The following is a 19,583-nucleotide window of genomic DNA, read 5'->3' on the forward strand; positions in this document are numbered from 1 at the left end:
GCCGTACCCGCAGCGCGGGCCGTACCCCTTGGCGGGTGTGGGGGGGGGGGGCGGGGGGGGCTTCGGAGCAGGGGGCGGCGGGGGCGTGGACTTCTTCGCGCTGCCGGTCGCGGTCGTGGTCGCGCTCGGGCTGCGACTGCCGTCCGGGCTGCTCGGGATGGTGCTCGCGGTGGATGCCGGGTCGGTGGGGGAGGAGCCGGCGGGGTCCGGCGCGGTGCCGGAGCCGGAGGGGGTGCCGGACGTCCCGGCGGCCGGGGTGCCGCTCGGGTGGCCGGTGCTCCCGTCCGGGCTGGCGGGCGGCTGCCCGCCCTGGATCGTGCGCGGCGGCGTTCCGAACGGGAGCAGTTGCACGGCGGTGGTCGCCCCGGCGGCCAGCAGCACGGGGACGGCGAACAGGACGAGCCGGCGGCGCCGGCCGGACTCCGTCCGGGGCCGCACCACCCGCAGGGCCCTGGTCCGCACCGAGGTACGGGAGACCGGGGGCGGGGACGGCACGGGCCGCTCGGCGAAGGCGGCGCGGGCCAGGAGCAGCCCCATGGCGGGTTCGGGCCAGCCGATCTCCTCCACGGGGGAGGGGCCCTGCTGGGCGGCGAGCCGGGCCAGCCGGTCGGCGGTGGGGCGGGCGGCGGGGTCCTTGTCCAGGCAGGCCGCGACGGTCTCGGCGAGGTTGGGGGAGAGGGCCCGCAGGGCGGAGAGGTCGGGCTCGGTGTGGACGATGCGGTAGAGCATGTCGACGCCGGAGCCCTCGCCGAAGGGCGGGCGTCCGGTGGCGGCGTAGGCGATCAGCGCGCCGAGGGCGAAGACGTCGACGGCCGGGGTGAACGGGCCGGTGTTGCCGGCCTGTTCGGGGGACATGTAGGCGGGGGTGCCGAGCACCATGCCGGTGCGGGTGAGCCGGCTCTGGTCGGCGGCCCGGGCGATGCCGAAGTCGATGAGGGTCGCGCCGCGGGCGGTGAGCATGAGGTTCGTGGGCTTCAGGTCCCGGTGGATCATGCCCAGGGCGTGCACCGCCCGCAGGGCCGTCGCGGTCTCGCGCAGCAGCAGCCACAGCCGGGCCACGTCCAGCGGGCCGCCGTTGACCGCGAGGACCCGTTCCAGGGTGAGGCCGGGCACGTAGGCGGTGGCCAGCCACGGCGGGCGGCCCTCGCGGTCGGCGGCCAGGAGCGGGGCGGTGGCCTCCGCGGGCAGGCGCGCCAGGTTGTCGAGCTCGTGCCCGAAGTGCCGCCGGAAGTCCTGGTCCTCGATGAACTGCGGCAGCACCTGCTTGACCGCGGCGTACCGGCCCCCGACGACGCCGAGGTAGACCCGCCCCATGCCGCCGGCCCCGAGCCGCCCCAGCAGCGGGATCCCGCCGATCTCCCGCGGATCCTCGCCCTCCAGGGCCTCGGCCCCGCTCCCGGCCAGGTCGAACCCGGCCCCTTCGGTTCCCCCACGTGGTGTCATGGACGCGCATGCTAGCGAACGGGGGTGTCCGCACGACCGGGGCCGGTGCCTCCGAACTGCACCACCGGGCCGCGGACTTCGCCCGGCGGGCGGTGGACTTTACCCGGTGGGCGGCGGGCGGTGGACGGCGACCGGGTCGCGGTACCGGGCGGACGGGGGCCTGGGGCGCGGTACCGGGCGGCGCGGCCGACGCGGACCGGGCCGGAGCGCTCGCCGGATCCCGCCGTCCGTCCGCCCGCCCGAGCGCCGCCCGCCGTTCGCCTGCCCGTCCGCCCGCCCGAGCGCCGCCCGCCGTTCGCCTGCCCGCCGCCCGTCCGTCCGCCCGTCCGCCGCCTGCCCACCCGTCCGCCGTCCGTCCGCCGCCCGCCCGGCCCTCCGTCGTCAGGGCCCTGCCGGGGTGGGGGTGAAGGAGACCTCCAGGCCGGTCAGGCCGCGGAAGTTGAGGCTGCGCTGCCAGGCCGGGGCGGGGCCGTCGAGTTTCCAGTCGGGCAGGCGGGTGAGCAGCGCCTCCAGCACGATGGCGCCCTCCAGCCGGGCCAGGGCGGCGCCGAGGCAGAAGTGCGGTCCGTAGCCGAAGGCGACGTGCCGGCCGGCGGGGCGGTGGAAGTCCAGCCGGTCGGGGTCGGGGAAGACCGCCGGGTCCCGGTTGGCGGCGCCGCACACCAGCAGCACGGCCTGCCCGGCGGCGATGGTGCGGCCCGCCAGGTCGAGGTCGTGCCGGGCCCGGCGCAGCATCAGCTGCACCGGGCTGTCGTAGCGCAGGAGTTCCTCGACGGCGCCGGGGATCAGCTCGGGCCGGGCGCGCAACTGGTCGGCGGCCTCCGGGTGGTGGAGGAGGGCGAGGACGGCGTTGCCGATGAAGTGGGTGGTGGTCTCGTGGCCGGCCACCAGCAACAGGGCGCAGTTGGCGAGGAGTTCGTCGAAGTCCTGGCCGGTGTCCTCGGCGCCGGCGCTCAGCAGCGCGCGCAGGGTGTGCGGTGCGGGCGGGCCGTCGTCGCGGGTCAGGACGCCCCGCAGGTAGTCGAGCATCTGCTCCATGGCCCGGGAGGCGGCCAGGCTCTCCTCGGCGTCCAGCCGGGAGCTGCCGATGGCCGCGGCGATCGGGTCGGACCAGGCGGACAGGGCGGACCGGTCCGCCTCGGGGACGCCGAGCAGGTCGCAGATGACGGCCAGCGGCAGCGGACGGGCCAGGTCGGCGACGACGTCGAGCCGGCCGGTCGGCTCGGCGCGGGCGAGGACCAGGTCGACGGCCTCGGCGATCCGGCCGCTCAGCGCGGCCACCGCGCGCGGGGTGAAGGCCCGGCTGAGCAGGGAGCGCAGCCGGGTGTGGTCGGGGGCGTCGCTGTAGAGCATCTGCCGGCTCAGGACCGTTGCCAGCGGCCGGAGTTCCGCGGAGACCGCCGCGAGGTCCGGGTAGCGCACCGAGGAGAAGCGCGGGTCGCTCGCGGTGCTGCTGACCACGTCGTGGCCGGTGGCGACCCAGGCGTTCAGAGTGCGGTCCCAGAAGAGCTCGCCGGTGTCCCGCAGGTCCCGGTAGAAGTCGTAGAGCCGGTCCTGGTGCTGCGGCCGGAGGGCGGACAGCAGCGACAGCGGCGCGGTGGGGGCGTTCACCGCGGCAACGTAGCACCGCGGACCGCCCCGGGGCGGGGCTTTCCGCGCACCGTGACGCCCGCCACCCGTCGGCGTCCGGGAGCCGCTGCGGGGTGCCGGGCAATCCGGGGCCCGGCCCGCTCCGAACATGTGGTGTCGGGATCGTTTCCCGCGGTCGTCGGCCGGTCTGCCGTGCGGGCGGGGAGGAGCGGGTGATGGTGGTCGTGCTGCGGAGTCGGACGGTGGTGGAGGGCTGATGGGTACGGTGGTGCACCTGTCCGGGCCGGCGCGGCCGGGACCGGATCTGAAGGAGCTGCTCGCGCGGGTGGTCCGGGGGGAGCGGGACGCCTTCTCGTCGCTGTACGACGCGGTGGCCGGGCCGGTGTTCGGCCTGGTGCGGCGGGTGGTGCGGGATCCGGCGCAGTCGGAGGAGGTGACGCAGGAGGTGCTGCTGGAGGTGTGGCGCACCGCGGTGCGCTACCGGGCCGAGCGGGGCGAGGTGCTGCCGTGGGTGCTGACCATCGCGCACCGCCGCGCGGTCGACCGGGTCCGCTCCGCGCAGGCGGCGGCGGACCGGGAGCAGCGGGTCGCGGCCGCCTCGCACGCTGCGGCCTTCGACGAGGTCGCCGAGCAGGTCGAGGGCCGGCTGGAGCGGGAGCAGGTGCGGCGCTGCCTGAAGACGTTGACCGAGCTGCAGCGCGAGTCGTTGACGCTCGCCTACTACCGGGGCTACACCTACCCGCAGGTCGCCGAGGTCCTGGGCGCGCCGCTGGGCACGGTCAAGACCCGGATGCGCGACGCACTGATCCGGATGCGCGACTGCCTGGGGGTAGGAACATGAACACCGCCGACCTGCACACCCTGACCGGCGCGTACGCCGCCCACGCCCTGGAGGCGCAGGAGTCGCTGCGCTTCGAGGAGCACCTGGCGAGCTGCCCGTCCTGCACCGCGGAGGTCGCCGAGTTCCGGGCGACCCTGGCCCGGCTGGGCTCCGCCGAGAGCGCGGCGCCGCCCGCGTCCTTGAAGGCCGCGGTGATGGCCGCGCTGCCGACGGTCCGTCAGGACGCCCCGGCCCTCGCCCCGCGGGCGGGCGGGAAGCGGCAAGGAGACCGGTGGGGCCGGCGGTGGCCGAGGTTCGCGCTCGCCGCCTGCCTGGCCGCCGCCCTGACCACCGGGGCCGTCGCCGTCCAGCAGCACCAGGAGGCCGACCGGGCCCAGGCCCGGGCCGCCGCCCTCCAGCAGCAGCAGGACCGCTTCGCGGACCTGCTGACCGCCCCCGACGCCCGCACCGCCACCGCCGCCGCCACCGGCGGGACCGGCACCGGGACGGTGGTGTGGTCCCACTCCCGCGCCCAGGCCGCGTTCCTCGCCACCGCACTGCCCGACCCCGCGGCGGGCCGCACCTACCAGCTCTGGTTCGCCGACGCGGGCACGATGCGCCCCGCCGGCCTCCTGCCCCACGGCACCGGCACCCTCCTGCTCACCGGCACGCCCGACGGCGCCGACGCCGTCGGCCTCACCCTCGAACCCGCCGGCGGCTCTCCCCACCCCAGCGGAGCGCCGATCATGCTGCTCCCCCTGTCCTGACGGCCGGTCAGTGGCAGGTCCCCCGCCCGGTGGACCAATCCGCGGCCCGGGCGGCCGCGAACCCCTGGTAGGAAGAGCGATCGCGGGCCGCAGGACACGTCCGGGGCCCGGACCGCGGAACCCCTCGCAAGGACCGATCGCCATGAAACTCCGACTGCTCGCCCCCGTCCTGACCACCCTGCTGCTCGGCGCCACCGCCCTGCCGGCCGTCGCCCACGAAGGCCCCGGCAGCGACCAGGGCGGCCGCGACGGCAGCACCTTCACCGCTTCGAAGTTCCTCTCCCCCGCCCACTCCCGGTTCACCCTGGCGATCCTGCTGCCGGTGCCCGGCAACCACGTCACCGGGGCGGGAACGGCCACCGTCCGCCTCAACAGCGACAACAGCGCCCAGATCACCGTCAACGCCAGCGGGCTGCTGGGCGGAGCCCCGCATGCGATGCACATCCACGTCAAGGGCAGCGGTGAGTGCCCGGACGCCGACGACGCGACCCTCCACAACGGGCACCCGGCGATCAGCACCACCGACGGCCTGCCCGCCTACGGCCCGATCGGCACCTCGCTGACCACCAGCGGTGACACCAGCCCGGCCAGCGCGCTGGCCGTCGACCGCTTCCCCGCCACCGGCGCGTTCCACTACTCCCGGACCATCCAGCTCACCAGCGACGTCGCCCAGCAGGTGCGGGCCGACAACGCGGTCGTGGTCGTCCACGGCATCGACTACAACCACAACGGGAAGTACGACAACATCCTCGGCCCCAGCGAACTCAACCCGATGCTGCCGCAGGAAGCCACCGCCCCGGCCCTGTGCGGCCCCCTCCACTGACCGGTCCGCCGCCTCGCGGGTCCTGACCCGCGGGGCGGCGCCCTGACGTCCCGACGCCCTGACGTCCCGACGCCCTGACGTCCTGACGCCTTGTCACGCTGATGCCCGGTCAGCTCCGGTCAGCCCCGGGCCACCCGGACCGCCCAGGCGACCAGCGGCGCCTGCAGCGGCAGCCGGGCGAGGGCGACGGCCCGCTGCGGGGCCGGGCGGTGGCGCCAGTCGTAGGCCATCTTCACGTTCGCGGGGAAGACCGCCGCGAACAGGCCCGCGGCCGCCAGCGCTCCCGCCCGGCGGCTGCGCGGCAGGAGCACGGCCGCGCCGACGGCCAGCTCGGCGACACCGCTCACCCGGGTCCAGGTCCGGGGCGAGCCGGGCAGGCTCCGCGGGACGATCGCGTCGAACGGCTCCGGGGCGGCGAAGTGCGCGACTCCGGCGGTCAGCAGCAGCCCTCCCAGCAGGCGGGCGGAACGGTCGGATGCCATCGGTGCTCCCGGTGCGTGTCGGCGAAAGATTTGCTACCGAAGAGTAGCTTCGGCCGCCCGGGAGCGGAACACCGCCGGCGCGGACGGCGGGCCGGCGCGGACGGCGGGCCGGCGCGGACGGAGGCCCGGTGCCCCGGCGGTCACGGGGCGAGGGCCGCCCGGGCCAGGGGCGCCTGGAGCGGGTTGAACTGCGGGTCGGTGGCCAGGGCCAGGGACAGGTCGGTGCGGGCGTCGGCGGTGCGGCCGAGGGACCGTTCGATCTCGCCGCGGTGGTAGTGGAACAGGGCGTTGCGCCAGCCGTGGGCGAGGGCGAGGTCGGTGTAGCCGAGGGCCTCGCGGTCGGCGCCGGTGCGGTGCAGGGCCCAGGCGAGGGCGTCGGCGACCAGGGGGTGGTGGCGGCGGGACCATTCGGCCCGCAGCAGCCGGACGGCCGTGGCGGGGTCGCCGTGGTCGGCCTCGAACTGGCCGAGCGTCAGGTCGTCGACGACGCCGTTCGCGGCGGCCAGGTCGGCCTCGGCGCGCAGCAGCCGGTACTGCTCGGCGGCCTGTTCGCGGTGGCCGAGGGATTCGTGGAGTTCGCCGAGTTCGAGCAGGTACTGGGGCAGCGGCACCTTGGCGGCGGCCTGGGCGTAGTGGGCGAGGGCCTCGTCGGTGCGGCCGAGGGCGGCCTCGGCGCGGGCCTGCCCGGCCAGGGCCGGGGTGTAGGCGGGGTCGGCGGCCAGGGCGCGGCGGTAGCCGTCGAGGGCGTCGGCGGTGCGGCCGGAGTTCCGGTCGAGTTCGGCGAGTTGGTGGAGGCAGAACGCCTGGTCGGCGGGGTCGTAGGCGTCGGCGAGGGCGCGGTGCAGGGCGGCTGCGGCGTCCTCGGGGCGGCCGTGCTGTTCGAGGTCGTAGGCGGCGCGGGTGAAGGACGCGGTGCCGGGGTGGAGGTCGAGCAGGTGCTGGGCGGCGTCGGTGGCGCCCGCGTCGTCGCCGAGCTGGGTGCGGGCGTCGGTCAGGACGGCCCACGCCTGCCAGTGCAGCGGGGCGGTGTCGAGGGCCCGTCGGGCCTGGTCGGCGGCCTCGGCGAACAGGTGGCGGGCGTTGGCGAGGGCGCCGAGGCCGGTGAGCGCGTCGGTGTTGCCGGTGGGGGCGAGGGCGAGCGAGCGGTGCAGGGCCTCGTCGGCCTTCGGGTAGGAGGAGGCGTCGGCGGTCAGCCGGGCCTGTTCGACGTACTCGCCGCCGAGCCGCGCCCAGGCGGTGGCGTCGTCGGGGCGGGCGCGCAGGTGCTGCTGGTCGGCGCCGATCGCCGCGGCGAGGGCGCCGCCCGGCGGCGGCGCGGCGGGGTGGGCGGGCGCGGCGGGCGCGGTGGGCGCCGGGTGCGGCGGGCCGGCCAGGCCGCCGGCCGCGGCGAGGCCGCCGCACAGCAGGACGGTGGCGAGGACAAGGGGGAGACGGCGCACGGGAGTCGGTTCCTCGGTCGGCGGCACGGCCGGCGGCGGCCCCGGCCCGGGGCCACCGCGCGGGCGGTCACTTCTGGTTGACGGCCTTGTCGTAGGGCAGGGCCAGGTAGGGGAACGTCGCGCCGAACGGCCGGTCGGGGCCGTTGACCTTGTCGCCCGCGGCGAGGGCCTGGACGAACTTGCCGGGGGTGGCGCCCTCGACGACCTGCAGGGCGATGTCGACGACGTCGTCGCCGAGGCGGCGGCCGTTGGGGAAGCCCTGGAAGTCGCCGTTGAGGACGCCGAGGCGGTCCGGCTTCGGCGTCACCGGGGTGGACATGTTCAGCCGCAGCTCCTCGGCGGGCACGAACCGGTTCGGGTCGATGTCCCGGTTCATCAGCTGGGAGTTGAGGTCGACGGCGAGCGGGCCGTTGGCGGCCTTGGCGATGCCGGTGAGGAAGATCTCCTGCAGGTCGGTGCGCGGCGCGGCGGGCGCGGGCAGGCCGTAGACCGCCTGGACGAGCTTGGGCACCTCGGGGTCGAGGACCTTGGCGACCACCGCGGGCTGGTTGTGGTCCTCGGACGGGGGCAGCGCGTTGAACGCGTCCTTCAGCCCGGCCGGCACGACGACCTCGTTGACCAGCGGGTTGCCCAGCCGCGAGACCTGGACGTACGGCCCGACCGGGTCGGCCTTGCCGGGGCCGAGCTTCATGCTCTGCTTCTCGGTGCTCGACCAGACGCCGATGACGGGGTTGCGGGTCGGGTCGCCCTTGTACGCCAGGCGGCTCTTGGGGATCTGCAGGGCCACGGAGTTGACGTTGTACCCGGCCAGGGTGTTCTGGCCGACCTCGGAGAGGTTGCCGCCGTACAGCAGGTCGAAGACCCGCAGGTCGAGGAAGAACGGGTCGGCGGCCTGGGTGGCCACCGTCTGCCCGCCGCCCGGGAGTTGGACGGTGGCCTGCTGTCGCAGCCGCCCGTAGTCGGGCATCGAGGCCCGGCCGGTGTCGGACGGGGCGACCTGGCCGTGCTCGACCAGGGTCACCGGGTCGCAGTCCGGGTGGAGCTCCTGGAGCGTGTAGTACTGGCGGAAGCGCAGGGTGGCGTCGGTGAGGTTGTTCACCGGCCCCTTGTCGTAGAGGAAGGTGTCGGTGCCGCGCAGGTCCTCGGTGTGGAAGGTCCACCGGTAGGTGACGTCGGGGTGCCCGGTGCCCTGCGAATCGATGTTGACGTCGTAGTGCGCGCCGTCCGCCCACGGGTAGAAGTTCGGGCCGCCGTTGGGCTCCTGGAACGGCAACCAGTTGGCGATCAGCGTCACCGTGTCGGGGTTGTCGGGGCTGGTGAAGGCGTACACGTCGGTGTTGTCGACCTGCGGGTCGGCGGCGATCAGCGGCGCCTCGCGGTGGCTGGACGCCGCCGATGTCCCGGCACCGGTGCCGAGCAGGGTGGTGCCGGCCATGCCGAGGGCGAGCGCGGTGAGGACCGCGGCCGTGCGGGCCGCCGAGCTGCGACCCGGGGATCGACGAAGAAGGCTCATCAAGGAGTCTCCGATTTCCTTGTCAGGAACGGTCGTTCGCATCCGTGGCGAATGCGGGACGTACGGACGTCGTGCGGCGGGTCGGCCGACACGTACTGTCCTCCGTCCTCGGACCCGGTTCGCCGCGAACCGGCCTCCGGCGTGCCGCGATCACCCTCGCGGCCCAGCGGCATCACCCGTCCGGCCGGACGGGACGGGCACGGCGGTGGACACGGCGGGCGGACGGCCGCGACAGTGTGCGGGCACCAGCGCCGAAACCCTGCCGCGCCGCCAGCCCGCACGGGGCACCCGCGCCCACCGCCGTTCCGCACCCCGGAGGCACCGCGTGGCAGTCCACCGCACCCTGACCCGTACCGGGGCCGCCCTCGCCGCGGCCCTCGCCCTCACCGCCCTGGCCGCACCGGCCGCCCGGGCCCACCCGCTCGGCAACTTCTCGGTCAACCACTACCTCGGACTCACCGTCCGGGCCGACGGCGTCGACGCGCTCGCCGTCACCGACCTCGCCGAGATCCCCACCCTCCAGGAGCAGGACGCCGCCGACACCGACCACGACGGCACCGTCGACGCCGCCGAACGCACCGCCTGGGCCACCGGCCGGTGCGACGCGGCCGCCCACCGGACCCGGCTCACCGCCGACGGCACCGTCCTCCCCTGGACGGTCGCCTCGGCCGGGTTCGCGTATCAGGACGGCGCGGCCGGACTGCGCACCAGCCGCCTCGAATGCCACCTGCACGCCGACCGGCAACTCGCCCCGGACGGCACGGACTTCCGCGTCGAGACCGGGGCCGACCCCACCCGGGTCGGCTGGAACGAGATCACCGCCCGGGGCGACGGCGCCGTCCTCGACCGCTCCGACGTCCCCGCCGCCTCCGTCAGCCGCGAACTGCGCGACTACCCGCGGGACTTGCTCGACACCCCCGAAGGCGTCACCACCGCCGCCTTCCGCGCCCGACCCGGCACCGGCACCGGGCCCGCCGCACGGGCCGGGACGGTGACGACCGCCGCCGCGAACACCTGGCTCGCCGCCCTCGACGCCCGGCTCGCCTCGCTCGGCACCGCCCGCCACCTGACCCTGCCGCTCGGCCTGCTCGCCGTCCTGCTCTCGACCGTCCTCGGCGCCGGCCACGCCCTGCTGCCCGGCCACGGCAAGACCGTCATGGCCGCCTACCTCGCCGGCAAACGCGGCCGCCCGCGCGACGCGCTCACCGTCGGCGCCACCGTCACCCTCACCCACACCGCGGGCGTGCTGGCCACCGGCCTGCTGCTCACCGCCTTCTCCACCCTCGCCGGAGACCGCCTGCTGGCCCGCCTCGGCACCGTCAGCGGCGCACTCGTCCTCCTCGTCGGCGCGCTGCTCCTGCGGGACGCGCTGCGCTCCCGGCGCGACCGGGCCGGGAACGCCCCGACCGCGGAGACCGCCGACCGGCGCAGGCCCGAAGCGCAGCCCGTGCCCGTCGGGACGGCCGTCCACGCGCTCGGACGACCGGCCCCGCCGAACACCGGCCACCAGCACCAGCACCACCAGCACCACGATCACGGCGACGAGCCGCACGACCACGGCCACGAGCACCACGATCACGGCCACGAGCACCACGGTCACGGCCACGAGCACCACCACCATCACCACGGCCCGCTCGGGCACCGCCACGGGCACGGTCACGGCCACGGCCACCACCACGGCCACGGGCACGGACCGGCCGCCCGGGCGGACCGGCGCCGGCTGATCGGCCTGGGTGTCGCCGGGGGCCTGGTGCCGAGTCCCTCCGCGCTGCTGGTGCTGCTCGGCGCCGTCGCCCTCGGCCGCACGGTCTTCGGCGTGGCCCTGGTGATCGCCTACGGGGTCGGCATGGCCGCGACCCTGACCGGAGCCGGACTGCTGCTCGTCGGCCTCGGGCACCGCCTGGGCCCGGCCGCCACCCACCCGGCGCTGGCCCGGCTGCGCGGCCTCGCCCCCTACAGCGCCCTGCTGACCGCGCTGCTGGTCCTCGCCGTCGGCGCGGGCATGGTCCTGCGCAGCCTGCCGTCCGCCCTCTGACGCACCATCAGGAGAACCGCCGTGCCCATCCGTTCGACAGCGCTCGGCCGGGGGCTCGCCCTCGCGGCCGTACCGGCCCTGCTCCTGGCCGGGTGCGCGGGCCCGACCCGGGGTGCCCTGGACATCCAGCGCGCCACCCCCTCGCCCAGCTGCCTCGTCCACCAGACCCGCGAACCCGCCGACCGCTACACCGCGGGCCGGGACGCCGACACCGTCGCGGTGCTGGAGCTTATGCGCTACTACACCGCCAACGGCCGCGCCCCCTACTGCGACGGGAAGCCGCCCACCGCCGCGGACCGCGCCTGGCAACAGCTCTACACCCGCCTCGGCGGGGACCCCGCCCGCCTCTGACCTGGGCCCGCGCCCACCGCACTGCTCCGATCGGGTGAACGTCGCCGACCGGCACCAAGCCGGCCGCCCCCGCCCTGCGAATGACGGGTGTGCGCGGAGCCAGGGTCGGCCGTCCGCGCACCACGGGGACGGGACCCTTCGGCTGGCACCACGGGTCCCGTCCCCTTCCCGCCCCCCGGCCGCGTGCTGTCGGCCGGTGCGGTCAGGGGGCCTCCGCCGGGGGGTCGGGCGTCTCGTCGGCGAGGTAGTGGAAGGCCGGGCGGGGGTGCATCAGGAACTCGTGGTGCGAGATGTTCCAGGCGTAGGCGCCGGCCATGGCGAACAGCAGCCGGTCGCCGGCGCGCAGGGCCGGGACGGGGGCGCGGGAGGCCAGGACGTCCTTGGGGGTGCACAGTTGGCCGCAGACGGTGACGGGGGAGTCGGTGACGCCGGGGCGCGGCCAGGGGTGCGGCCAGTGGTCGACCGGCAGGACGGTGAAGGGCTGGGAGTGCCCGCGGGTGGCGGGGGTGCGCAGGTGGTGGGTGCCGCCGCGGACGACCGCGAAGTCCTCGCCGTGGCTGTGCTTCACGTCCAGGACCTCGGTGGCGTACCAGCCGCAGTGGGCGGTCAGGGCGCGGCCCGGTTCGATGCGCAGGGTCAGGGACGGGTGGCGGGCGAGCAGTTCGGCCAGGCCCCGGCCGAAGCGCGGCCAGTCGAACCGGGCGTCGGGGTCCGCGTAGTCGACGGCCATGCCGCCGCCGACGTTCACCTCGTCCAGGGCCAGGCCGTGGCGGGCGGCGAGGCCGGCGGACCAGGTGACGATCCGTTCGGCGACGCGGAGTTGCTCGGCGGCGGGCAGGCCGCTGGCCAGGTGGGCGTGGATGCCGCGCAGCCGCAGGCGGGCGAAGGCGGGGGTGGCGAGCAGGGCCAGGCAGCGGGTGACCTGCCCGGGGTCCATGCCGAACGGGGTGGGGCGGCCGCCCATCGCCAGCGCGACGCCGTCCAGGGCGCCGCCGCCGACCGGCAGGTTGACCCGCAGCAGGACGTCGACGGGGCGGTCGGCGGCCGCGGCGAGGACGTGCAGTTCGCGTTCGCTCTCCACGTGCCAGCGCCGGACGGCGGGCAGGCGCAGGGCCGCGGCGATCTCCTCGGGGGACTTGCCGGGGCCGCCGAACGCCAGCGGGGCGTCCGGCACGGTGGCGTGCACGTGGGCCAACTCGCCGCCGGAGGAGACCTCGTAGCCGTCGACCAGGCCGTGCAGGGCGGCCAGCACCGGCGCCTCCGGGTTGGCCTTGGCCGCGTAGTACAGCTCGACCCGCTCGGGCAGCGCGGCCCGGACCCGGCGGGCGTGCGCCCGCAGGGCCGCCAGGTCGTAGAGGTAGGCCGGGAGCCCGGTCAGGGCGGCGGCCGTCGCGGGGACGCTCACGGGCGCTCCTTCGCAGAGGTGGAGGCGGAGCCGGCCGGGATCGACAGCGGGGAGGCCAGCGGGACGTAGCCGGCCTCGCGGTCCGGGCGGCGGCTCCACCGGGTGAGCAGGTTGGCCTTGGCGGGCAGCGGGACGCCGGCCAGCAGCGCGGCCAGCCGGGGCGGGCAGCCGTGCGCGGCGGCGTACTGCGCCAGCACGGTCCGGACGTCGTCCCAGAGGGCGGCCTCCAGGTCGGGGTGCCGGTCGGCGAGGGCGGCGAGCAGTTCGGCGAGGTGGTTGACGACCAGGCAGTACACGACGCGGTCCCAGCCGCGCTGCGCGTCGTACGTCATCGGGCCGGCGGTGCCGGCCGGGAGCGCGGCGAGGGCGGCGGCGTGCCGCTCGGGCAGCAGCTTGGTGCCCTCCAGGTCGCGGAACAGCACCTGGGCGGGCCGGCCCCGGCCGTCCACGCAGACCAGGACGTTCTGCAGGTGCGGTTCGAGGACCACGCCGTGGTCGAAGTAGGCGGCGAGCACCGGCGGGACGACCAGCCGCAGGTAGGCCGCCCACCAGTCCCGGGCGGCCGCCCCGCCGGGGCCGGGCAGCAGCGCGCCGACCTGGGCCGCGCTGGTCGGGTGCTCGTCGGCGACGGCCCCGGCCAGCAGCGGGGTCAGGCCCGGGCGGACGGCCCCGTCCAGGCCCTCGCGGACGATCAGCCCGAAGCCCTCGAACAGGTCGAGGTCCGGTTCCCCGTCCGGGCCGGGCAGCGCCAGGGTGCGGAACGCGGGCTCGCGCAGCACCGCCGCGTCCGGGAAGCGCCGGGCCAGGTCGGCGAGCGGCTCGGCGAGCAGCCGGGTGAGGGTGACGGCCCCGGCCAGCTCGTACGCGGAGTTCTTGCGCAGGCAGTTGGTGATCCGCACGTTCAGGCTGAACTTCAGGAACGCGCCCGCGCCGTACAGGGTCCGCACCGAGGCGGTGGCCGCGAACGGGGCGCCGCCCTCGCCGAGGTCGAGCACGTCGCCGCGGGCCAGGGCGGCGGTCAGCAGCGGGTGGCCGGCCAGCAGCCGGTACTGCCAGGGGTGGGCGGGCAGCAGGGTGTAGCCGTCCGGCACCGGGCGCAGCGCGTCCAGCCGGGCGAGCGCGGCCGGGTCGGCGGTGTCCTGCACGACGTACTCGGTGCGCACGGCGAGGTGCCGCAGGCGGAACGCGGCCCGGGCCTCGGGGGCGTAGTCGGACCAGGAACCGCGGTGCGCGGAGCGGGACTTGGGCGCGGGGTGGAAGCGGTGGCCGAAGAGCAGCGCCTGCTCCGACTCCAGGTACCGGTCGCCGCCGGGGGCGGGCCGGTCGGCGAGGGCGGCGGCCACCACCTGGTGGCTGGAGGCGACCTGGTCGAGGAACTCCTCGTTGGCGACGCCGGTGCGCAGGGTCAGCTCGGCCCGGACGTGCTCGGCCAGCTCGCGCCAGCCCAACTCCCGCCATCCGTCCGGCACTTGCTCGCTGACCGGTCCGGTGAAGCGGTGCGCGCCGAGCAGCGAGGTGCGGCGCAGCGCGACCCGCAGCAGGGCCCCGCGGCGGGGCAGGCGCAGCAGCAGGGTGCCGTCGGCGACGGCGGTCTGGTGCTCGGGCCCGGAGACCTCGCGCAGCAGGCAGTTGAGCAGGGTGTGGGCGACGGCGTCGTCGGCGCTCGGCAGGGCGTCGAGGCCGGGCCGGGCGTCCGGGTCCGCGGTCTCCGGCCGGTGGTCGGTCTTCGTGGTCATCGGGGGCTCCAGCGGGTCAGGAGGACGAGGAGGGCGGCGAGTGCGGCCGCGGCGGTGCCGGTGAGCACGGGGGCGGTCGGGCCGAAGGCGCCGTTGACCGCGGCGGCGACCGCGCCCGCCGCGACCGCGCCGCCCTTGGAGACGAGTTCGAGGGTGCCGAACATCCGCCCCGGGGGCCGCCCTTCGGCGGCGGCCGCGGCGAGGACGGACAGGCAGACCAGGCCGAGCGTCAGGCCGGCGCCCAGGACCGTCCGGGCGAGGACGAAGGCGGGCAGCGTGTGGGCGGCGCCGTGCCCGGCGAGGCCGAGGCCGACCAGGGCGAAGGCGGCGAACAAGCCGGTGCGCGGCCGGTGGTGGAACAGGCGGTGCACCCGGCCCGCGGTGAGCAGGTACACCAGGTGCGGCAGTGCGAACAGCACCCCCGCCACGGTGCCGGAGACCCCGGGCAGGTGCTGCTCGACCAGGGCGATCAGGTAGGGGAAGGAGACGATGGTGGCGAAGACGAACGCGAACTCGAACGCGTAGAGCAGGCGCAGCGGCCGCCGCTCCGGCGCCGCTCCGGGCGGCCCGTCGGCCGCCGCGGTGCGGGCCGGCTGCTCCGGTTCGGGCAGGAAGGCCAGCAGCACGGCGGCCGCCAGCGGCAGTACGGCCATCAGCAGGTACTGCCGGTGCGGGGAGAGCCACGGCGAGAGCGCGCCGACCAGGACCGGCGCGGCGACCAGCGAGGCGCGGGCGCTGCCCTGCATCAGGGTGAGCGCGCGCGACAGGTCGGCGCCGCGCAGCGCCGCGCCGAGGTAGCCGTTGGTGGCGGCGAAGGTGCCGCCGAGGAAGCCCTGGAGGACCAGGGCGGCGGTGAAGGCGGGCAGCGAGTCGGCGGCGCCCGCCAGCAGGAAGGAGACGGCGAGCCCGAGTTGGGCGCGCAGCAGGAGCCGCTTGCGGCCGAACCGGTCGGCGAGCCGGCCCCACAGCGGCGCGCCGAGGGCGCTGAACACGGTCGGCACGACGTACAGCAGGCCGGCCCAGCGCCCCTCGCGGTCGCCCAGGGCGGGCAGGATCCCGGTCAGGTACGGCGGCAGGCCGAGCGCCGCGAACGAGGCGACGAAGTAGCAGGCGGCCAGCCCGTGGACCTGGCGGCGGTTCAGGCCGCCGGCGGGCCGCTCGGCGGCGTGGGTGCCGCGTTCCAGTGCGCCGGTGCTCACGGCCGCCCCGCACCGAGCAGGTAGTTGGGGCCGTCGGTGTAGTGCTTGTTGACGTCGGCGGCGCCGGAGCGGTCCTTGGCCAGCAGGGTGCCGGCCGTGACCATGGCCTTGACCGGCAGCCGCCGCGCCTCCAGCAGGTCGGTGCGCAGCGGGGCGCCGGCCGGGCCGAGCCGGTCGACGGCCGCGGCGAGCGTCCCGCGCAGCAGGCCGAGGGTCGACTCCAGCGGGGCGCGGCCGTGTGCGGCCAGGCCGAAGGCGAGCGAGGCGGTGCACAGGTGGCCGGTGATGGTGGTGAACAGGTCGGTCAGCGGCCGGTCCCGGTGGCCGAAGATCCGGGCGTCGTCGAACAGCCTTCGGTAGGGGGCGAGTTCGCCGAGCCGGTCGAGGTTGATCCGGGGGCCGTCGTTGTCCTTGTACAGCAGCCGCAGCCGGGTCCGGCCGCCGTCCTCGTCCAGCACCAGCGAGGTGTTCTGCTGGTGCGACTCCAGCGCGATGCCGTACCCGAACAGGGTGGTCTGCCAGTCGACCAGCAGCTCGGTGAGCTCCCGGTACAGCTCCGGGACGGAGCCCGCGTAGAAGCGGTCCGCGAGGTGGTCGACCACCAGGCGCCCGCCGGGCGCGGCGGCCAGCAGCGCCGCCAGCGGGACGGTGACCGCGCCGTCGAGCCCGGCGGGCTGGCGCCGGACCAGGACGGCGAGCAGCTCGTCGCCGGCGGCCTGCGCGTGGCTCTGCTCGTCGGCGTGCAGGATCCGCCCGGCGAACCGGGGCTCGCGCTCCAGGACGGCCTCGATCAGCAGCTGTCCGGCGGCCCCGTCGGCGAGGGTGCCGGGTTTGATGGTGCGCCGGTTGCGCTGCCCCAGGGTGGCGGTGGCCAGCGGCAGTTTGAGGTGGACCGACGGGTCCCGGGAGACCGCGACGGTGCGCATCGACAGGGTCGGCACCACCTCCAGGTACGGCTCCTCGGCCAGCACCGCGCCGGGCAGCTCCGGGAGCCGGTCGACGGTCAGCGGGTGCACCGGGAGGGCCAGGTAGGCGCCGCGCACGCCGAACCGGCGGGCGCTCGGCCACCAGTCGGGGAGCGGCTCCATCGCCCGCGCGTCCAGCCCGGCGGCCGGCACGGCCAGCCAGCGCAGCTCGAACGACGGGTGGAACTCCGGTGAGTACGACCGCAGTTGACGCTCCGTCAGGCCAGAGCGGCCGCGGGCGGTGGGGTACACCGGGTGGTCGAGGTAGGCGGCGAGGGTGTCGAAGGCGAGCGAGGCGGCCGGGCCGGTCCACCGGGCCGGGTCCGGGCCGTACGCCGCGGCGAGCCGCTCGTGCACCCCGGCGCGGACCGCCTCGTGCAGCTCCATGGTGGCCAGGGTCTGCCGGCACTCCTCGGCGAACGCCAGGTGCCCCGGCCGGTCCAGCGGGTCGGCCGCCTCGGCCAACCGGGCCAGGATCTCTGGGAGTCCGGTCAGCGGGGCGCCGTCCGCCTCCAGCAGCGGCAGCCGGGCGGCGTACTCGCACTGGAAGCCCTCGGCCGCCACCGGCAGGGCGAAGGCGCCGCTGCGCAGCCACGGCCCGTCGGCGCGCCGCTCGACGCTCGCGCCGCTGCGCAGGCCGAGCACGTCCTCGCGCAGCAGCGCGCTCAGCACCCGCAGCGTCAACTGCTCGGCGGGGCCGGCCGGGTGCCGGGGGCTCGCAGGGTTCACTGAACTCACACGGCTCACGGGGTGATCTCCCACCGGTTGGCCGCGAGGAACCCGGCGACGGCGGCGTCCACCCGCTGCTGGTCCGGGCCGACGGCCCAGACCACGCCCAGGTAGTCGCGGTTGGTGCGGTGCAGTGCGTGGTGCTCGCCGACCCGGCGCACCGGCCGGTAGGAGAGTTCCACGCCGTCGCTCTCGGCGTCGTACGGGCCGGGGGCGGCGGTCAGGGTGCCGGCCCGGTCGGCGAGGACCGCCTCGTTGCGGGCCCGCCGGTCGGTGCGCGCGCCGAGGTCGGCGGGCAGCCGCTCGCCGAGGTGGGCGCGCAGCACCAGTTCGAAGAACGGGATGCCGAGGATCCGCGCCAGCATCAGGTCGCACTGGTCGCCGATGGCGCGGTAGTTGACCTCGATGATCCGGGCCCGGCCGTCCGGCTGGACGACGAACTCGGTGTGGCAGGCGCCGAGCCCGACGCCGAGCGCGTCGAGCTGGGCGAGCACCTGCCCGGTGACGTCCGCGGGGTGGGCCGGGACGAAGGTCAGGACCTCCTCGATGAAGTCCGGCGGCGGGGAGAGCCGGGTGCGGAACCCGCCGAGGACGTGCCGGGCGTGCCCGTCGCCGAGGGTCTCCAGGGTGTGCAGCTCGCCGGCCAGGAACTCCTCGACGACCAGCACCGCCTCCGGCCGCCGCGCGCGGATCTCCGCGCAGCGGCGGGCGAGTTCGGCCGCGTCGCTGACCAGCGAGACGTCCTCGCTGGCCACGCCCTCGCGCGGCTTGACCACGCACGGGAACGGCACGTCCAGCTCCACCGGGTCGGCGCCGGGCGGTAGTTCGGCGGAGCGGACGGCGTCCAGGCCGGCCAGCGCCAGGTGGCGGCGCAGCTGGCCCTTGTCCTTGGCGCGCAGCGCGGCCCGCCAGTCCTTGGCGGGCAGCCCGAAGTACTCGGCGGCCAGCGCGGTCTGGGTCTGCAGATGGTCGCTGTTGCTGAACACCGCGTCCGGGGCGCCGAGTTGCGAGACGGTACTGATCACCGCGCGGAAGTCCCGGACGTCGCACTCGACCAGTCGCGGTCTGAACTCCCGTTCCGCGTAGGCCCGCTGGTGGGCCGCGGGGTCGTCGGTGAGGATCGTGACGTCGAGTCCGAGCCGGGCCGCGGCGGGCAGGAAGCCGTCGGTCACCGAGTCGGTCGGGTTCAGGGCGAGCAGGTGGAGCCGCAAGGCGATCAGTCCCGTTCGATTGGTGGGGGCGGGTGGCTACTTGGGGGCGTCGACGCCGGCGGCCGAGGCGATGTCGCCGAGCATCCGGTCGGCGGCCTGGACGCCGATGCCGGACATCCAGGTCTCGTCCGGGACGGTGAAGACCTTGCCGTTCTTCACCGCGTTCAGGCCCTGCCAGACGGCGGTCTGCTGGACCTCGGCCTGCTTGGTCTTGGACGGGTCGTCGGAGGTGGTGACGAACACCAGGTCGGCGTCGGCCTGGTTGATCTGCTCCGGGCTGACGTCCAGCATCGCCTTGTCGACGTCCGGCGCCTTGATCGCCCGGGCCAGGCCGGCGTCCTTGAGCACCACGCCGCTGAACGAGGCGTTCTGGTACAGGCGGGTCGGGCCGGCCACGAAGCGGACCACCGAGACGGACGGCGCGGTGCCGTTGTACTTGGCCTTGATCTCCTCGCCGAGCTTGGCGGCCCGGGCCTCGTAGTCGCCCAGCGCCTTCGCGGCCTCGGTCTCCTTGCCCAGGGCCTGCGCGTACAGCTTGAGGTTGGCCTTCCACGGCTCGCCGGTGGTCTCGGCCATCACGGTCGGGGCGATCGCGTTGAGCTTGTCGTACACCTTCTCGTGCCGGACCTTCGAGGTGAGGATCAGGTCGGGCTTGAGCGAGGCGATCAGTTCGAGGTTCGGCTCGTTCATCGGGCCGACGTCCTTGGTGCCGTCGACCTTGCCCTTGAGGTACGCGGGGAAGCCGCCCTCGGTCTTCAGGTGCGGGGCGACCGCGCCGACCGGGGTGATGCCGAGCAGCGTGACGTCGTCGAGTTCGCCGGAGTCCAGCACCACGACGCGCTTGGGCTGGGCCTTGATCTCGGCGGTGCCCAGCGCGTGCTTGACGCTGCGCGGGAAGGCGGCGGCGCTGTCGCCGGCCGCCTGGCTCGCGGCGGGCTTGGCGTCGCTGGTGCCCTCGCTGCCGCAGGCGGTCAGCAGGGCGGTGGAGAGCACCGCGGCGAGCACGGCGGCGGAGAGCTTGCGGTTGGTCATGTTTCTTTCCTCGCAGGGGAGTTCGGGAGCCGGGGAGTCGGCT

At 76.1% G+C, this 19,583-nt stretch carries 16 protein-coding genes; 5 read left to right on the top strand and 11 right to left on the bottom strand.

All coding sequences use genetic code 11. The annotated features are described in order from the left end of the window. The coding region (locus IH44_RS0129115) for a serine/threonine-protein kinase (RefSeq protein WP_051817475.1) at positions 1-1,443 on the bottom strand (1,443 nt) is incomplete at its 3' end. Between the two features lie 381 nt (positions 1,444-1,824). Further along, positions 1,825-3,054 carry a cytochrome P450 gene (locus IH44_RS0129120; protein ID WP_035956732.1) on the bottom strand — a complete coding sequence of 410 codons (1,230 nt, stop codon included), beginning with the start codon at positions 3,052-3,054 and terminating at the stop codon, positions 1,825-1,827. Positions 3,055-3,289: 235 nt separating this feature from the next. On the opposite strand from IH44_RS0129120, the gene IH44_RS0129125 reads away from it, so the two are divergent. From IH44_RS0129125 to IH44_RS41600, 3 genes are all read left to right on the top strand, one after another. Further along, positions 3,290-3,874: a sigma-70 family RNA polymerase sigma factor gene (locus tag IH44_RS0129125; protein WP_030462739.1), complete on the top strand. Its 585-nt coding sequence runs from the start codon at positions 3,290-3,292 to the stop codon at positions 3,872-3,874. Then, on the top strand, positions 3,871-4,620 hold the full coding sequence (locus IH44_RS0129130) for an anti-sigma factor domain-containing protein (protein ID WP_030462740.1): 750 nt from the start codon (positions 3,871-3,873) through the stop codon (positions 4,618-4,620). Before IH44_RS0129125 ends, IH44_RS0129130 begins: the two co-directional genes overlap by 4 nt. A gap of 142 nt (positions 4,621-4,762) precedes the next feature. Further along, positions 4,763-5,443: a hypothetical protein gene (locus tag IH44_RS41600; protein WP_051817476.1), complete on the top strand. Its 681-nt coding sequence runs from the start codon at positions 4,763-4,765 to the stop codon at positions 5,441-5,443. 119 nt (positions 5,444-5,562) lie between these two features. Here IH44_RS41600 and IH44_RS0129140 read toward each other — a convergent pair whose 3' ends face one another. The 3 genes from IH44_RS0129140 to IH44_RS0129150 form a co-directional block, all read right to left on the bottom strand. Then, positions 5,563-5,925, bottom strand: coding sequence for a MauE/DoxX family redox-associated membrane protein (locus IH44_RS0129140; protein WP_030462742.1), 363 nt, complete (start codon positions 5,923-5,925; stop codon positions 5,563-5,565). Between the two features lie 140 nt (positions 5,926-6,065). Beyond that, positions 6,066-7,364, bottom strand: coding sequence for a tetratricopeptide repeat protein (locus IH44_RS0129145; protein WP_030462743.1), 1,299 nt, complete (start codon positions 7,362-7,364; stop codon positions 6,066-6,068). Positions 7,365-7,431: 67 nt separating this feature from the next. After that, complete coding sequence (locus IH44_RS0129150) at positions 7,432-8,877, bottom strand: DUF4331 domain-containing protein (RefSeq protein ID WP_030462744.1); 1,446 nt, start codon at positions 8,875-8,877, stop codon at positions 7,432-7,434. Between the two features lie 325 nt (positions 8,878-9,202). Here IH44_RS0129150 and IH44_RS0129155 point away from each other — a divergent pair, with 325 nt between their 5' ends. Beyond that, positions 9,203-10,912 carry a high frequency lysogenization protein HflD gene (locus IH44_RS0129155; RefSeq protein ID WP_232795129.1) on the top strand — a complete coding sequence of 570 codons (1,710 nt, stop codon included), beginning with the start codon at positions 9,203-9,205 and terminating at the stop codon, positions 10,910-10,912. 21 nt (positions 10,913-10,933) lie between these two features. Next, a complete protein-coding gene (locus IH44_RS43185; protein ID WP_051817478.1) occupies positions 10,934-11,263 on the top strand; it encodes a hypothetical protein in 330 nt (109 codons plus the stop codon). Between the two features lie 202 nt (positions 11,264-11,465). Here the strand turns inward: IH44_RS43185 and IH44_RS0129165 are convergent, their stop codons facing one another. Genes IH44_RS0129165 through IH44_RS0129190 form a run of 6 tightly spaced genes read right to left on the bottom strand, consistent with a single transcriptional unit; the run spans position 11,466 to position 19,540 of the window. Continuing rightward, positions 11,466-12,668: a type III PLP-dependent enzyme gene (locus IH44_RS0129165; RefSeq protein ID WP_051817480.1), complete on the bottom strand. Its 1,203-nt coding sequence runs from the start codon at positions 12,666-12,668 to the stop codon at positions 11,466-11,468. Continuing rightward, positions 12,665-14,404 (bottom strand): IucA/IucC family siderophore biosynthesis protein, encoded by a 1,740-nt coding sequence (locus IH44_RS0129170; RefSeq protein WP_030462748.1) that lies wholly within the window; start codon positions 14,402-14,404, stop codon positions 12,665-12,667. The genes IH44_RS0129165 and IH44_RS0129170 overlap by 4 nt, the downstream gene beginning before the upstream one ends. Then, the gene (locus IH44_RS0129175) at positions 14,401-15,603 is read right to left on the bottom strand and encodes an MFS transporter (RefSeq protein ID WP_081967196.1); all 1,203 of its coding nucleotides are present in this window, start codon (positions 15,601-15,603) and stop codon (positions 14,401-14,403) included. Before IH44_RS0129175 ends, IH44_RS0129170 begins: the two co-directional genes overlap by 4 nt. After that, on the bottom strand, positions 15,600-17,306 hold the full coding sequence (locus IH44_RS0129180; protein ID WP_051817482.1) for an IucA/IucC family protein: 1,707 nt from the start codon (positions 17,304-17,306) through the stop codon (positions 15,600-15,602). Before IH44_RS0129180 ends, IH44_RS0129175 begins: the two co-directional genes overlap by 4 nt. 5 nt (positions 17,307-17,311) lie before the next feature. Next, positions 17,312-18,508, bottom strand: coding sequence for an acetyl-CoA carboxylase biotin carboxylase subunit family protein (locus IH44_RS0129185; protein WP_030462751.1), 1,197 nt, complete (start codon positions 18,506-18,508; stop codon positions 17,312-17,314). Between the two features lie 36 nt (positions 18,509-18,544). Next, positions 18,545-19,540: an ABC transporter substrate-binding protein gene (locus IH44_RS0129190; RefSeq protein WP_030462752.1), complete on the bottom strand. Its 996-nt coding sequence runs from the start codon at positions 19,538-19,540 to the stop codon at positions 18,545-18,547. Positions 19,541-19,583: the final 43 nt, after the last annotated feature.

It is taken from the genome of Kitasatospora sp. NRRL B-11411 (assembly GCF_000721345.1).
GTDB classification, from domain to species: domain Bacteria; phylum Actinomycetota; class Actinomycetes; order Streptomycetales; family Streptomycetaceae; genus Kitasatospora; species Kitasatospora cineracea.

What these genes read in the sequence shown, in the direction of transcription:
- IH44_RS0129125 (WP_030462739.1), top strand. Translation starts at nt 3,290, where the DNA reads ATGGGTACGGTGGTGCACCTGTCCGGGCCGGCGCGGCCGGGACCGGAT.
- IH44_RS0129190 (WP_030462752.1), bottom strand. Translation starts at nt 19,540, where the DNA reads ATGACCAACCGCAAGCTCTCCGCCGCCGTGCTCGCCGCGGTGCTCTCC.
- IH44_RS0129150 (WP_030462744.1), bottom strand. Translation starts at nt 8,877, where the DNA reads ATGAGCCTTCTTCGTCGATCCCCGGGTCGCAGCTCGGCGGCCCGCACG.
- IH44_RS41600 (WP_051817476.1), top strand. Translation starts at nt 4,763, where the DNA reads ATGAAACTCCGACTGCTCGCCCCCGTCCTGACCACCCTGCTGCTCGGC.
- IH44_RS0129170 (WP_030462748.1), bottom strand. Translation starts at nt 14,404, where the DNA reads ATGACCACGAAGACCGACCACCGGCCGGAGACCGCGGACCCGGACGCC.
- IH44_RS0129140 (WP_030462742.1), bottom strand. Translation starts at nt 5,925, where the DNA reads ATGGCATCCGACCGTTCCGCCCGCCTGCTGGGAGGGCTGCTGCTGACC.
- IH44_RS0129130 (WP_030462740.1), top strand. Translation starts at nt 3,871, where the DNA reads ATGAACACCGCCGACCTGCACACCCTGACCGGCGCGTACGCCGCCCAC.